At 76.8% G+C, this 14,391-nt stretch carries 13 protein-coding genes and 1 pseudogene; 4 read left to right on the forward strand and 10 right to left on the reverse strand.

The window, feature by feature from the left end; translation table 11 throughout:
* Nucleotides 1–75 precede the first annotated feature (75 nt).
* On the forward strand, nucleotides 76–645 hold the full coding sequence (locus IF83_RS0112330; protein WP_037679776.1) for an ATP-binding protein: 570 nt from the start codon (nucleotides 76–78) through the stop codon (nucleotides 643–645).
* 55 nt (nucleotides 646–700) lie between these two features.
* Here the strand turns inward: IF83_RS0112330 and IF83_RS0112335 are convergent, their stop codons facing one another.
* The 7 genes from IF83_RS0112335 to IF83_RS0112365 form a co-directional block, all read right to left on the reverse strand.
* On the reverse strand, nucleotides 701–1,936 hold the full coding sequence (locus tag IF83_RS0112335; RefSeq protein WP_030544167.1) for an ROK family protein: 1,236 nt from the start codon (nucleotides 1,934–1,936) through the stop codon (nucleotides 701–703).
* Nucleotides 1,937–2,021: 85 nt separating this feature from the next.
* Complete coding sequence (locus IF83_RS0112340) at nucleotides 2,022–2,654, reverse strand: Pycsar system effector family protein (protein ID WP_051722697.1); 633 nt, start codon at nucleotides 2,652–2,654, stop codon at nucleotides 2,022–2,024.
* A complete protein-coding gene (locus tag IF83_RS0112345; RefSeq protein ID WP_051722698.1) occupies nucleotides 2,651–4,936 on the reverse strand; it encodes a hypothetical protein in 2,286 nt (761 codons plus the stop codon). Before IF83_RS0112345 ends, IF83_RS0112340 begins: the two co-directional genes overlap by 4 nt.
* Nucleotides 4,933–5,784 (reverse strand): nucleotidyl cyclase domain-containing protein, encoded by an 852-nt coding sequence (locus tag IF83_RS30190; protein ID WP_051722699.1) that lies wholly within the window; start codon nucleotides 5,782–5,784, stop codon nucleotides 4,933–4,935. Before IF83_RS30190 ends, IF83_RS0112345 begins: the two co-directional genes overlap by 4 nt.
* Nucleotides 5,785–5,918: 134 nt before the next feature.
* Nucleotides 5,919–6,638, reverse strand: coding sequence for a Crp/Fnr family transcriptional regulator (locus IF83_RS0112355; protein WP_030544171.1), 720 nt, complete (start codon nucleotides 6,636–6,638; stop codon nucleotides 5,919–5,921).
* Between the two features lie 289 nt (nucleotides 6,639–6,927).
* Complete coding sequence (locus IF83_RS0112360) at nucleotides 6,928–8,442, reverse strand: MFS transporter (RefSeq protein ID WP_030544172.1); 1,515 nt, start codon at nucleotides 8,440–8,442, stop codon at nucleotides 6,928–6,930.
* A gap of 331 nt (nucleotides 8,443–8,773) precedes the next feature.
* Nucleotides 8,774–9,010 carry a hypothetical protein gene (locus IF83_RS0112365; RefSeq protein WP_051722700.1) on the reverse strand — a complete coding sequence of 79 codons (237 nt, stop codon included), beginning with the start codon at nucleotides 9,008–9,010 and terminating at the stop codon, nucleotides 8,774–8,776.
* A gap of 416 nt (nucleotides 9,011–9,426) precedes the next feature.
* Here IF83_RS0112365 and IF83_RS0112370 point away from each other — a divergent pair, with 416 nt between their 5' ends.
* Complete coding sequence (locus tag IF83_RS0112370; protein WP_030544174.1) at nucleotides 9,427–10,311, forward strand: alpha/beta fold hydrolase; 885 nt, start codon at nucleotides 9,427–9,429, stop codon at nucleotides 10,309–10,311.
* 53 nt (nucleotides 10,312–10,364) lie between these two features.
* Nucleotides 10,365–10,862: a DinB family protein gene (locus IF83_RS0112375; RefSeq protein ID WP_030544175.1), complete on the forward strand. Its 498-nt coding sequence runs from the start codon at nucleotides 10,365–10,367 to the stop codon at nucleotides 10,860–10,862.
* Between the two features lie 93 nt (nucleotides 10,863–10,955).
* On the opposite strand, the pseudogene IF83_RS33715 reads toward IF83_RS0112375, so the two are convergent.
* Nucleotides 10,956–11,231, reverse strand: a pseudogene (locus IF83_RS33715) (TetR-like C-terminal domain-containing protein); the annotation flags it as partial.
* Nucleotides 11,170–12,327, reverse strand: coding sequence for a geranylgeranyl reductase family protein (locus tag IF83_RS0112380; protein ID WP_051722710.1), 1,158 nt, complete (start codon nucleotides 12,325–12,327; stop codon nucleotides 11,170–11,172). The gene IF83_RS0112380 and the pseudogene IF83_RS33715, both read right to left, overlap by 62 nt.
* Before the next feature lie 318 nt (nucleotides 12,328–12,645).
* Here IF83_RS0112380 and IF83_RS0112385 point away from each other — a divergent pair, with 318 nt between their 5' ends.
* Nucleotides 12,646–14,025: a dipeptidase gene (locus IF83_RS0112385; RefSeq protein WP_030544177.1), complete on the forward strand. Its 1,380-nt coding sequence runs from the start codon at nucleotides 12,646–12,648 to the stop codon at nucleotides 14,023–14,025.
* A 74-nt stretch (nucleotides 14,026–14,099) separates the two neighbouring features.
* Here the strand turns inward: IF83_RS0112385 and IF83_RS0112390 are convergent, their stop codons facing one another.
* Nucleotides 14,100–14,384: a hypothetical protein gene (locus IF83_RS0112390; protein WP_030544178.1), complete on the reverse strand. Its 285-nt coding sequence runs from the start codon at nucleotides 14,382–14,384 to the stop codon at nucleotides 14,100–14,102.
* Nucleotides 14,385–14,391: the final 7 nt, after the last annotated feature.

Here is a 14,391-nt window from a genome sequence, read left to right on the forward strand (position 1 = left end):
AGCAGTCACACCCACGCCCGGGTGCGTTCCGTTGGATGCGTTCCAGTCCCCGGACCTCTGCAGGGAGTCGCAGCCGTGATCAGCAAGCCACGCGGGCACTGCACGGTGGAGCTCCAGGCCCTGCCGTCGCGGATCGGCCAGGTCCGCAGGATCGTCTCGGCGCATCTGCGCTACTGGCGTCTCGACGCCCTGATCGACGCGGCGGCGCTCGGAGTCACCGAACTGCTCAGCAATGTCCACCGCCATGCCGAGCCGGACAAGAACTGCACGGTCGAGATCGTCCTGCTGCCGGACCGGTTGACGGTCTCGGTGCACGACAGCGACCCCCGGGTACCGCGTGCGCACGGCGCCTCCGCCGCCCGCGGCCGGGGGCTCTCCGTGGTCGCCTCCCTCAGCGAGAGCTGGGGAGTGCGCGAAGGGACGGGCGGCCGCGGCAAGTCCGTGTGGTTCTCCCTCCGCGCCCCGGTGGCCCCCGGCCCCGGCGCACCACTGCCCGCCTCCGCGCCGGCTCCCGGCACGAAGGGGTCCGGCGGGGCGGCACCGGCCGCCGTCCCGTCCTCCGGCGCCGCCGGGACGCCGCCTCTCGCGCAGGCTCCGGCGGCCGCGCGGGAGCCTGCGGCGGCCGGTGCCCGCGCCACGGGCTGAGCGCGCCGCCCCGGGCCGCCGTCCCCGGGCCGCGGCTCGCCGACCGGGCCGCGTCTCAGCCGAGGAGGGCGCCCAGCGGGTCGTCCAGGACCGGCTGCCAGGCCAGCTCGGCCGCGCCGACCAGGCTGTTGTGGGCCAGCTCGCACTCGAGCACCGGCACGCTGCCGCTCCGCCCCCACAGGCTGCGTTCGGCGACCACCGCGCGCAGCCGTTCCGGGTCGGCCTTGAGCAGATCCTGGTAGAGGCCGCCGAGCACGATCCGGTCGGGGTTGAGGATGTTGACGAGCCCGGCCAGTCCGAGACCGAGACGGGCGACGAGCAGATGGGCGGCGCTCCGCACGGCCGGATCGCCGTACTCGGCACGGAGCAGATCGCGGGAGCGCTGGAGCAGTGACACCTCCGGGCCCGGGTCCCGCCCGGCGGCGGTCACGAACGCCAGCGGGTCGGCCTCGACGTCGAGGCAGCCGCGGTTGCCGCAGTGGCACGGGCGGCCGTCCGGGTTCACGGTCAGATGCCCGACCTCCAGGGCGAGGCCGGAACTCCCGGTGTGCAGACGCCCGTCGAGGACGAGCGCACCGCCGACGCCGCGGTGGCCGGTGGCCACGACGAGCAGGTCGCGCGCACCGCGGCCGGCGCCGTGCCGGTGCTCGGCGAGCGCCGCGAGGTTGACATCGTTGCCCGCGAACACGGCCGGGGTTCCGGGAGAGCCGGGGGTGCCGGGGAGGATGCCGGCGTCCCGTACCGCCTCGCGGAAGAGCTCCCGGACCGGCGCGCCGACGGGCCAGGCGAGATGGAGCGGGTTGAGGGCGGTGCCCTCCGGCTCGGCCACCGCCGAGGGGACGGCCAGCCCGGCGCCGACGCAGCGGCGGCCGCTCTCCGCGAGCAGCCCGGCCCCCGCCTCCACGACGGCCGCGAGGACGTGCCCGGGGTCGGCCGGCACGTCCTGGCAGCCGGGCGCGGTGGCGACGATGCGGCCGCCGAGCCCGACCAGCGCGGCCCGGAAGCCGTCGGCGTGCACCTGCGCCGCCAGCACCACCGGTCCCCCGGCGTCGACGGCCAGCCGGTGCGAGGGCCTACCCTGCGCTCCGGCTGCGCCGCCCGGCCGTGAGTCCACCGTGATCAGGCCCAGCGCCTCCAGTTCGGCGGCGACGGCTCCGGCGGTCGCCCGTGTCACCCCGAGCTCCGCCGTGAGGACGGCACGGGTGGGCGCCCGTCCGGTGTGTACGAGCTCCAGCGCCGGGCCGAGGGCGTTGCGGCCTCTCTCCAGCCGTGTTGTCCGAGGTGGGGTCACCCCCCCATTCTCACTTTGTGCCGCCCCTGAACAAAATAGGGACGCTCCGTTCGGGCGGAAGGGGCGGCTCCCGTCACGGCTCCCGTCACTGCAGCAACCGGACCGCCAGCAGCAGCGTCCCGCCGGCCGCCAGGCACAGCACGCCCCGCCGGAGCCACCGGTACTTCACCGCCAGGATCAGCCCCAGGGTGCAGGACTGCTCCACCATCCACCGCTGCGGCTCACGCCCCGCCCGCGCCACCCGGGGCAGCAGCGCCTCCGCCCGCGCCCCGCCCGGAAACTTCGTCAGGTCGGCGAAGAAGCTCCCGTCGGCGGCCGTCTGCGCGGCCACCGGGCGCCCGGGCGGTCGCCTGCGCGGCATCACCACGGCCGCCAGCATGACGACCCCGGCGGCCCACAGCAGGACGCCGGCCGCGGCGGCGGCCGCGGGCAGGGCGGTCAGCTCCTCCCCGTACCAGGTCAGCACCATGACGAGGACCGCCATCGCCCCGGAGAGCAGGATCGAGGCCTTGGTGTCCGCCCGGCCCATCTCCTCCCGCACGGCGTTGAGCAGCCGCTCGGCGACGAGGTGCGGGCCGGGCCCGGCCGGCCGCCGGTCACCGCAGGCATCCGCGGCTCCGGTGTCGGGGGGCCCGCTCGGCTGCCCCCCGGGCGCCGGAGTGCCGGACGCCGGACTCGCGGCCGGCGGCCCTCCGCCCGCCGATGGCGTCGTCGTCATCGGTCACCTCCCGGGGCCATGGCGTCCCGGACCCGGGCCGTCACCGCCGGGCGGAGCGGCTCGTCGGGGTCCCGCTCCAGGCGGTCCGCCAGCAGGCGCAGGTGTTCCCGGCCGGGTGCGTCGGCGGCCAGCAGCGGCAGGAACCTGCAGAGGCCGTCCAGCAGCGCCGGGTCGCGCTCCCCGCGTCGGATCCAGCCGGCGAGCGCGGTGAGCACGGCGTCGCGGTACCGGCCGGTGTCCAGCGCACGCCGCACCAGGCCGGCCAGCCGGTGGCGCTCCCCCGGTCCGGCCGCGAGCAGGGCGGCCACCGGCGGGCGGCTCCGATACGGCTCCGGCTCCGGTTCCGCCCCGTCCGCCGTCCCCCACTGTGCCCCTGCCGGCGCCGACACGGCGCCGGTCACGGCCAGCAGGGCGAGGTCCCAGTGGCCCGCCCGCCCGTCGCCGGACCAGCGCTCGATCCGGGTGAGGACGGGACCGGGCGCGGGGCCGGCGAGCAGGCGGACGACGCTGCGGGCGGCGTCCTCCAGCAGGCCCCGGTCCGTCTCCGTCGCGCCGCCGCCCCGGCCCTCCGCGCTTCCCGCCAGCCGGCCCAGCTCGTCGAGGGTGGCCGGCAGCGACTCCTCCACCACGTTGTAGCCGTGCACCAGCGCGGCGGTACGGCGCCGCAGCGGGTCCCCGCCCCGGGCCCAGCCGCGGACCAGGTCCCGTGCCGCTCCCCGCACCGCCTCGTGCCGGGCGCCCTCGGCGGTCGCCAGGGCGGCGGCCGTCCGCTGGGCGGCGGAGTCGGCGCCGGCCATCGGCAGCACCAGCTCGGCCAGCGCGTACGGATGGTCGCGCCGGGACAGCGCGCCGACGGCCACCGCGGCGGGGGTCCGGACGGCGGCCCGCGTGTCGTCGCACAGGGTGCGCAGCCAGCGGCAGAGCGGGCCGCGCGCGTTGTGGTGCTCGTCCCAGAGGTGGCCGAGGACCGCCGCGGACAGCGCGCGGCCCTCGAAGCGGACCGTGCGCACCGGCACCTCGATGTCCCCGAGCGGCACCGTCCCGTCCTCCAGGACCGCTCGGGCGGCTGCCAGCCGGGCCCGGAGGTCCTCGGTGAACAGCGGCCGGCCGGGCACCTCCTCGGGCGCCCAGGTCGCGGCGAACTCCCAGGCCAGCTGTTCGGCGGCCTCGGCCGCGACGCTGTACGGCGCGCCGCTGTACACGGCGAGCGCGCACCGGAAGGCGGCGGGGCGGAGCGTGGTCAGCGCGGTGGCGAGGCTGCCGCCGCGGCCGGCTCCGGCGAACCAGGCGCGGGCCTGCCGGGCGGCGAACCCGGCGCACTCGGCGCGCAGTCCGTCGTCCGTCAGTTCGCCCTTTGCGTGCCGCGCCAGCAGGGCGGCGAGGGTGACGGCCTCGTGGGGGCGCAAGCGCTCCAGTCCCAGGGCCGCGGCCACGTCCTCACCGCGGAAGGTGGCGACGGCGCGGTCGACGGCTTCGGGGCCTCCGGTGCCGAGGAGCGGGCGCAGACGGCGGCGGAGCACGCTCTCCGCGTCCGGGGGCCGGAACAGGACCCCGTAGCGGCCGCGCAGCAGTTCGTCGGCGAGGCCGCCCGCGTCCACGACGAGGACGGCGTAGGCGTCGTGTGCGGTGAGCAGGTCGCGCAGCCGGTCGAGGCGGGCCTCGGCCGGGAGGGCGCCGGCACCGCTCCGTGCCGCGGGGTCCTCGCCGGTGGCGCCCACGAGGTAGCCGTGGCCGTCCCGGATGTCCGTCCCGGCGATCCGGTCCAGCCCGGTGCGCGGGCCCATGCGTTCGACGGTGCCGTGGGTGAGGTCGTCGAGGAGGGCGAGCGCCGTGTGGTCGCGGCCGGTGCCGGGGTCGCCGCAGAGCGCGATGACCCGCTGTTCCGCCAGCAGGCCGCGGAGTTCCGGGTATCCGGGGGGCTCGGCGAACACCGGTCGCAGGGCGCGCAGTTCCTCCCGCGGTACGGCGCCGGAGACCGGGGAGGGGCGGCCGCCGGACCGGTGGACGCCGTCGGCGTGGAGACCGTCGGCGGGGGCGGCGCCCGCCACGCCGCCCGGGCCCGTCACCGGCTCCTGCACCGGGAGGTTGGCGCGGGCCGCGCGCACCGCGGGCCCCGCGTCCGCTCCGGTCCCGCCGCCGGCCGGCTCGTGCGGCCGCCGGAGGGCGCGCGGCCACGCGGACGGGGCACCGGCCTCGCCGTCACTCCGCCCGTCCGGGCCGGGGGCTGCCGCGGCTCCCCCGCTGCCGGCGGCCGGTGCCGCGCCCGGCTCCTCGTGGCTCACCGGGCCTCGTCTCCGCCCGTGCGCCGCTCCCGCCCGTGGCCGCCCGCGCCGGGGCCGGTCCCGCCGGTGCCGCCGGCGGCCACCGCGCCGTCCCCGCGGCCCTGCTCAACGGCGTACGCGGGCGCCGCCCGGCGCGGCCCCGGCGGTACCGGTGGCCGGTCCTTCTCCTGGCCGGTCTCTCCGGTACCGCCGGGCGCGCCCGTCCGGGAACCCTCCCCCGAAGGGTTCCCGGTGGCGTGGGCCGGTCCCGCCGCGGGCAGCGGGGGAACCGGCAGTCCGGGGACGTGGAACCACGCGGTCAGCCCCGCCTGCTCCACCTCCACCGGCGCGGGCCGGTAGTGCTCGCGCCCGGTGGACCGCCCTCCCCCGGCGGCGACCGACTGGTACAGCCGGTCGGAGACGACGAACACCAGGTCCGAACGGGGCGCCGCCGCCAGGACCCGGCGCGCGGCGGCGCTGTCGCACAGCCCGCGCGCCTGGTCGACGGCCGGGCCGGACAGTCCGCGGCCGTCGCCGGCCACCGGCCCGGCGTGCATGCCGATCCGCAGGCGCAGCCGGTCGTCCGGGCGGCCGCTGCGGTTGTACTCGCGCAGCCCCCGGTGGACTTCCGCCGGCCACGGGCCGACCAGGGTCTCCGGCGGAGTCTCCGGGCCGGTCGCCAGCAGCAGCCCGTCGCCGCGGTGCTCCGGGTGCGCCCGGTCCGTCGTCAGGCCCACCGCGCACAGCGCGTCCTCGATCAGCCGGTGGACCACGTCGTGCGGGTGGGGCCTGCCGCGCGGGTCGCGCTGGGATGAACCCTCCACACCCACACTGACGATCAGCCGGTCGACGGCCTGTCTGGTCCTCACGGGTACTCCTCGGCGGCGTGCCTGCTCGACGGGACCAGACTGGCCCGGTCACGGCCTCGCGTCCGTAGCCGTTTACACAGTTCGGCGAATTCGCCGCTGCCGCCCCGTCCGCCGGGCCCGCCCGGCCCCGCCGGCTACCCCGCCCCGCCGGTCTCCCCGGACTCGCCGGCCGACTCGCCGCGGGCGAGGAGCCGCAGCAGTACGGGGTTCTCCACGACCAGACGGCGGTGCGCCGTGCTCACCACGCCCTGTTCGCGCAGCAGCCGCAGCGCCTTGGCGACGGCCTCCCGGGTGGTGCCGATCGCGGCGGCGAGGTCGTGCTGGGGCATGGGAAGGGCGATGACCACTCCGCCGCCCTCGGCCGAGGCGCCCGCCCGGTCGGACAGTTCGACGATCCGCGCCGCCAGCCGCCGCAGGACGGTCTCGGAGGCCAGGGCCCGGCGTTCGCCGTCGGAGCTGCGCAGCCGGGAGCTGAGCTGCCGCATGATCGGGCCGTTGGCGGCCGGGTGGGAGGCCAGGAAGCCGCGGAACCGGTCGCCGGGGATGACGAGGGTGTCGAGGGGGCCGAGGGCGGTGATGGTGGCGCTGCGCGGACCCCGGTCGACGGCCGCGAGGTCACCGACCACCGACCCGGCTCCCCGGACCGCCAGGATCAGCCGGCCGCCCCGCTCGGTGTCGACGGAGACCGTGGCCCAGCCCTTGAGGATGGCGACGACGAAGGAGGTGCGGTCGCGCTCCCGCATCAGCACCTCTCCCGGTGCGTAACGGCGCGCGGTGCCCAGCCCGATCAGCGCGGTCCGGTCCTGTGCGGGGAGGGCGTCCAGAAAGGAACGCCCCTGCTCGAAAAGGCCCACCGGGCCACCCCCATCCGGTGCTGCGCCGCGCGGGGCGCACGAGTCCTCCCGCGGCCGCCGGGCCCTGTGCGCCGGAACGCTACCGAGTGCCTGACAGGTAGTCAAAGCTTCCATGAAAGCCCGCTTGTCCCGGTTACGGGCCCGTACCTTCCGTGGCCGTCCCGCCGTGTTCCCGGCCCGGCGGGCCGGCGGGCCGCCGGACCCGGCGGCCGCAGGCTCCGGCCCGCCTCGCGTCCGCACCCCGCGCGTCCGGGCCGCCGGCCACCCTCCGCCCGCCTCGCCGGCCGGCTCAGTCCCGCGGCTCCGGGGGCGGCCCGGCCCGCCCGTCCGGCCGGCCGGGTTCCAGGGGCGGGCTGGTGAGCCCGCAGTACGCGGTGGCCTGGGGCCGTTCGGGCTCCTCGCCGTCCCCGGCCAGCCGTCCCGTGGGCATGGTGAGCCGGGAGAGCAGCGCGCCCAGGGCCATCAGCCCGGCGCAGAGCGGCAGGGCGGCGCCGAAGGCCCGGTCCATGGCCTCCGGGACGCGGTACTCGTCGCTGGAGAGGCCCACCGCCAGGGGCAGCGCGGCCACGGCGAGGAGCTGGGCGACCCGGGCCGCGGCGTTGTTCACGCCGCTGGCCGTCCCGGCCCGTCCGGTGTCGGCGGCGGCCAGCACGGTCGCGGTCAGCGGCGCCACGAACAGGCTCATCCCCAGGCCCTGCAGAACGGTCGCCGGGAACACGTCCGGCCAGTAGGAGCTGTCCGGCCGGGCCCGGACCAGCAGCAGCACGCCCACCGCCGCGACCAGCGGCCCCACCGTCAGCGGCAGCCGCGGACCGGTGCGTTGCGCCAGCTCTCCCGCCGGTCCCGACAGCACGATCAGCAGCAGGGTGACCGGCAGTGACGCGATCCCGGCCTCCATCGCGTCGTAGCCGAGCACGTTCTGCAGCTGGGTCGGCAGCAGGAAGAACACCCCGCCGATCGCCGCGTACAGACACAGCGTCACGACGTTGACCCAGGTGAAGAGGCGGGACCGGAAGAGCACCGGGGGAAGCATCGGCCGTGGTGTGCGGCGCTCGTGACGGACGAACAGCAGACCGCACAGCACACCGCCGGCGGCGGTCGCGGCGGCGGTGGCCCCCTCCGGACCGCCGGGTGCCTCGATGAGCGCGTGGGTGACGCCGGCGAGCGACAGCGCCGCCAGCACACCGCCCGTGATGTCGAACCGCCCGGCCGCCAGCGGGTCGCGGCTCTCCGGCACCCTTCGGGTGAGGAGCAGGACGACGACGGCGAGCGGCACGTTGAGGTAGAAGATCCAGCGCCAGCCGGGCCCGTCCACCAGCCAGCCGCCGAGGAACGGACCGACGGCGACGGCCACCCCGCCGAGCCCCGACCACAGCCCGACCGCCCGCGCCCGGTCCTCGGGGCGGAACGACGCCTGGATCAGCGCCAGCGAGCCGGGGGTCAACAGGGCTCCCCCGACGCCCTGCAGAGCCCGCGCGGCGATCAGAACGGTGTCCGTCCAGGCCAGTCCGCAGAGCACGGAGGCGGCCGCGAACCAGACGACGCCCAGCGCGAACACCCGCCGCCGGCCGTAGCGGTCGCCGAGCGCTCCCCCGAGCAGCATCAGGCCGGCGAGGGTCAGCATGTAGGCGTTGACCGTCCACTGCAGCACGGACAGCGGCACACCGAACTCGGCGCCGATCCTGGGCAGCGCCACCGTGACGACGGTGCCGTCCAGCATCGCCATACCGGAGCCGAGCACCGCGGCGGCCAGCACCAGCCGCCCGGCCGGAGAGCCCGGACGGAGAACTCCGGGTCGGGTCATGGGGAACTCCCGGGACGGCGGTGCGGAGACCGGGGCCCGCCCCTCTCCGGCTGCTGCGACGCGACGGCGCGGGGAGCGCGGGAACGGCGTACGGCCGGCGCCCCGCCCGGATGTCCGGATACCCCGGCGGGCCTGCCGGCGGCTGCCGCCACCGTATCCGCGAAGCGCCGCCGGACCGCGACGGCAGGGCGGCACCGCCACGAAGACGGCGTACGGCCGCGGCCGGGCGGTCCGGCCGCGGCCCGGGAGGGCGCACGGCCGGCGGCACGGGGTCGCATCCCGCCCCGGGACGGCGTCGCGGCGCCGCCCCGGCCGGGCGGCACCGTCCGCGCTACGGCATGCCGGTCCCGTACTCCGGCCGGGTCCACTCGCCGACCACCGCGGAGGCCACCAGGACGACGGCGACGATGGCGGCGAACACCCACAGGGGCCGCAGCCGGTGTATCCGCACGCGCAGGCTCCCGGCGGCGTATCGCCGCCGCGCGGGGCCGCGCCGCCCGGGCGTCCGCCCGGTCGTCCGTCCGGCTCGTCTCTTCCAGTACACGAGCCGGTAGTAGAGCTTCAGCACGAGTCCCCCTCGTCCCCGTCGGGGAGCGCCGCCGACCGCCCCCACGCCTTCCGTCACGGCGCGGCCCGGTGTCCGCCCGGATCCTCGCCACGCCCGTACGCACCACGTTTCTACCGTGCCGCTCCGACATCCGCGATCCCGGTCCGGTCCGGTCCGCGGCGACGCCCGGAGCCGGCACCGGACCGGCGCGACTGACCGGCGGACGTGAGTACGGCGCGCGGGCACGCACGGACCGGACGCCGGGAGGCGGGCGGCCGGCGGCGCGCCCGCAACGGGCCGGCCGCAAGCGCCCGGGGGTTTGGGGTCCCGTCCGCCGGACAACCGCCGTCGCAGCGAGGGAAACGGCCTCCGGCGCGGTGCGCGGCCCGTTCCTTCCCGACGCCGCAGCGCGCCCCGGCCCCGAACGAGGGAGCGACATGTTCGAGGACTTCACCCTGAGCACCCGGGCCGTGGACGACGCGGGCCGCATCCGGCTTCGCTTCCGGCACGGCGGCGCGGGACCCGCCGTCCTGCTGCTCCACGGCCATCCGCGGACCCACGCCACCTGGCACCGGGTGGCCCCGCTGCTCGCCACGGCCGGGTACGCCGTCGTCTGCCCCGACCTGCGGGGCTACGGCCAGTCGTCGAAGCCGCCCACGGACAGCCGCCATCTCCCGTACAGCAAGCGCGCCATGGCCGGTGACTGCGTCGCCCTGATGCGGTCGCTCGGCCACGAGCGCTTCGCCGTGGCCGGCCACGACCGGGGCGCCTACGTCGCCACGCGGCTCGCCCTCGACCACCCGGAGACGGTGCGCTCGCTCAGCGTTCTGGACGCCGTCCCCATCGGTGAGGCCCTGCGCCGGTGCGACGCCCGGTTCGCCACCGCCTGGTGGCACTGGTTCTTCCTCGGGCAGACGGCCGAGCCCGCCGAGCACGTCATCAACGCGGACCCGGACGCCTGGTACCGGGCCGGGCCCGGGACGATGGGCCGGGAGGCGTACGAGGATCTCCGCGCCGCCCTCCACGACCCGGCGACGGTGCACGCCATGTGCGAGGACTACCGCGCCGGCCTCGGCCCCGACCGGGAGCACGACGACCACGACCGGCGGGCGGGCCGGCGGATCGGCTGTCCGGTACAGGTCCTCTGGGCGACCGGCGACGACATGGAGTTCCTCTACGGCGACGTCCTCGCCGTGTGGCGGGACTGGGCCGGCGACCTGTGCGGCGGCCCCGTCGCGTCGGGCCACCACATGGCCGAGGAGGCCCCGGAGGAGCTCGCCCGCGAACTCCTCCGCTTCTGGCGGCGGACGGGAACGGGCTGACCCCGCCGCCGTTTCCGCCGGCGTTGTCGTACCCGGCTGTTACGTTCCCCGGCATGACCCGACACGTGCCGTTCGACGGTGATGAGAAGCAGAGCCTGCACGCCGGTCTCGACCGGCACCGCGATGTGGTGCTGTGGAAGCTCGACGGGCTGGACGACGAGCAGGTGCGCCGGCCCATGACGCCCTCCGGCACCAGCCTGCTGGGCCTGGTGAAGCACCTCGCCACCGTCGAATACGGCTGGTTCTGCGACACGTTCGGGCGGGAGGCGGAGCCGCTCTGGTTCGATCCCTTCGAGAACGAGGACATGACCGTCGCGCCGGACGAGACCACCGCCGCGATCGTGGACTTCTACGGCCGCGCCCGGGCCGCCGCCGACCGCGCCGTCCGCGAACTCCCGCTCGATGCCCTGGGCACCTCCTGGAACGGCAACGAGGTGTCCTTGCGCTGGGTGCTGATCCACATGCTGGAGGACACGGTGCGGCACGCCGGGCACATGGACATCCTCCGCGAACTGATCGACGGCGCGACCGGCGATCACCCACGCACCTGAGATCCCCGCCGGGCGTTCCGTTCCCGCGCCCGGGACGCCGCTACGCCCGCGCCGCCCCGGCAGGCCCATCAACTCCCCCAGCCGGGCCGCCGCGTGGTCGAGGAACTCCGGCCGTGCCTCGATCATCCGGTTGAACTGGCCGAAGATCTCGAAGCTCACCAGCCCGAAGAGCTGGGACCACGCCTGCACCGCGTGGGCGAGAACGGCCGCGGGCCGCCCCGGCCCAGCGGCTCCCCGAGCGGGGAGTGCGCGCCGGGCGGGGACAACGGGGGGCCTTCGCCCGGCGGAACGCCGGCCGGGCTCGGCCTCAGCTCCTGTCCAGAGCTGCCAGTGTGCGCCGCGCGACCCCGTTGGTGCGGACGATCTCACCGAGCGAGGTCGAGCCCCGGGTCACTTTGGCGAAGGCGTTCCACGCGGGCCGGAATCCGGTGAGTGCCGCGTGCAGCAGCCCGGGGCGGCGGGCGAAGACGGCGTGCATCCGCGCGCCGACCCCCATCTCCGCGCCCAGCCCGGCCTTGATGGCGAAGGCGTAGTTGAGCGCTTGGCGGCGGGCGTCCACCGCGTCGTGCGCCTCGGCGATCCGGACCGCCCACTCCCCCGCGAGCCGGCCGGAGCGGAGCGCGAAGGAGATGCCCTCGCGGGTCCAGGGCTCCAGCAGCCCGGCGGCGTCGCCGCAGACCAGCACGCGGCCCCGGGAGAGCGGGGAGTCATCGGCCCGGCATCGGGTCAAGTGGCCGGAGGAAATGCTGGGTTCGAAGCCGGCCAGGCCCAGTCGGCCGATGAAGTCCTCCAGATACCGCTTGGTGCCGGCGCCCTCGCCGCGCGCCGAGATGACGCCGACCGTCAGGGTGTCGCCCTTGGGGAAGACCCAGCCGTAACTGCCGGGGATCGGCCCCCAGTCGATGAGGACCCGGCCCGCCCAGTCCTCGGCCACCGTCTCCGGAACCGGGATCTCCGCCTCCAGTCCCAGATCGACCTGGTCCATCTTCACGCCGACGTGGGCGCCTATCCGGCTGGCGCTGCCGTCCGCCCCGACCACCGCGCGGGCGAGGACGGTCTCGCCGCCGCTCAGCACCACGGCCACCGTGCGCCGGTCCGGCACCGCCGGGCCGTGCTGCTCCACCCGCGAGACCTGCACCCCGGTGCGGACCCGCGCGCCGGCCGCCTCGGCCGCGTCGACCAGCGCCTGGTCGAACTCGGGCCGGTTGATCAGGCCGAACAGCATCGTCCTGGAGCGGCGGGTGCGGGTCAGCCTGCCGTTGAGGGAGAACGTCACCGCGTGCACCCGGTCGCGCAGCGGCAGTTCGAAGCCGGGCGGCAGGGCGTCGCGCGAGGGCCCGATGATGCCGCCGCCGCAGGTCTTGTAGCGGGGCAGTTCCGCCTTCTCCAGCAGCAGTGTCCGCCGGCCCGCGACGGCCGCCGCGTACGCCGCCGAGGCTCCGGCGGGCCCGGCCCCGACCACCACGACATCCCATACGTCCGCGCCGCCGCCCCGCTCCGGGGCCGCGCCGTCCGGAGCCGTGCCCTCCGCGGGCGTGCCTCCCGGGGCCGGGCCCGTGCGGTCCGTGCCCTCCGGGGGTGTGCTGCCGCCCGCGCTGTTGTCGCTGCTCACCTGTGCCTTCGCTCCCGCTCGAACTGTCGTCCCGGCTCTCCGCTCGCATCCTACGGCGCACGGCCGGTGACGGCCTCTGTGGGAGGATCGGCAGCGCCCGACGCCCACCGCGCGACCGCGCCCGCGGCGGACGGGCCCGTCCAGCCCACCGCACCCACGAGGAGCGTGCCCATGCCATCGCGGTCCCCGCAGCCGTCCCCCCTCGCCGAAGCCGTCGCCGGTCTGATGCCCCGGGCCCGGACGGAGCTGGCCGAGCTGGTCGCCTTCCGGTCGGTCGCGGACGCCACGCAGTTCCCGAAGAGCGAGTGCGAGGCCGCGGCGGCCTGGGTCGCGGCCGCCCTGCGGGCCGAGGGCTTCCGGGACGTCGCCGTCCTGGACACCCCCGACGGCACGCAGTCCGTGTACGGTCTGCTGCCCGGCCCCGAGGGCGCGCCGACCGTCCTGCTCTACGCGCACTACGACGTGCAGCCGCCCGGGGACGAATCCGCCTGGCTGTCACCGCCGTTCGAGCTGACCGAGCGCGGCGGCCGCTGGTACGGGCGGGGCGCCGCGGACTGCAAGGGCGGCCTGGTCATGCACCTCACCGCCCTGCGCGCGCTCAAGGAGAACGGCGGCGTCCCCGTCACCGTCAAGGTCATCGCCGAGGGGTCGGAGGAGCAGGGCACCGGCGGGCTGGAGCGTTACGCCGAGGCCCACCCGGAGCTGCTCGCCGCCGACACCGTCGTCATCGGCGACACCGGCAACTTCCGCGTCGGACTGCCCACGGTCACCGCGATGCTGCGCGGCATGACGGCGCTGACCGTCCGGGTCGACACGCTCGAAGGCAACCTGCACTCCGGCCAGTTCGGCGGCGCCGCCCCGGACGCGCTGGCCGCCCTGATCCGGATGCTGGACTCGCTGCGCGCCGAGGACGGCTCCACCACCGTGGACGGACTGGCGGCCGACGGCAGCTGGGACGGCCTGGAGTACCCGGAGGACGCCTTCCGCGCGGACGCCCGCGTCCTGGACGGCGTGGAGCTCACGGGCTCCGGCTCGGTCGCCGACCGGATCTGGGCCCGCCCGGCCGTCACCGTGCTCGGCATCGACTGCCCGCCCGTCCTCGGCGCCACCCCGTCCGTCCAGGCGAGCGCCCGGGCCATGGTCAGCCTGCGGGTGCCGCCGGGCACCGACGCCACGGAGGCCACCAAGCTGCTCACCGCGCACCTGGAGGCGCACGTCCCGTGGGGCGCGCGGGTGACGGTGGAGCAGTGCGGCGAGGGCCAGCCCTTCCGCGCGGACACCACCAGCCCCGCGTACGCGGCCATGGCCGCGGCGATGCGGGAGGCGTACCCGGGCGAGGAGATGCAGATCGCCGGGCAGGGCGGCTCGATCCCGCTCTGCAACACCCTCGCCTCGCTCTACCCGGAGGCGGAGATCCTGCTGATCGGGCTGAGCGAGCCGGAGGCGCAGATCCACGCGGTGAACGAGAGCGTCTCCCCGGAGGAACTGCGGCGGCTCTCCCTCACCGAGGCGCGGTTCCTGCTGAACTACGCGGCGGCACAGACGGTTTGAGTCCCCGCCGGTCGTCCGCCGGCCGCGCGTGTGCGGCCGGCGGACGACGAGCGGCCCGGGTGGCGTCCCGTCCCTCAGGGGCGGCCCCCCAGCCGGTCCACCTCGTCCACGGCCTCCTTCAGCCCGGCGCCCGTGTGCCGGCGGTAGGCCCTGACCGCCTCGACCCGCTTGCCGTCCCGCACCAGCGCGCGGACCCGGTCCAGTCCGGGATCCGCCTCCGGTATGCCCAGCTGCTCCATCATCAGGTCGACCTTGCGTTCGAGCCGGGCGATCCTGCGGCCGGTCTGCTCGATCCTGCGCTCGATGCCCCAGCCCACCAGCATGAGCAGCGGGACGAGGAGATACACCACGATGTCCATGGGCGGA

Source organism: Streptomyces albus subsp. albus, from assembly GCF_000719865.1.
GTDB classification, from domain to species: domain Bacteria; phylum Actinomycetota; class Actinomycetes; order Streptomycetales; family Streptomycetaceae; genus Streptomyces; species Streptomyces albus_E.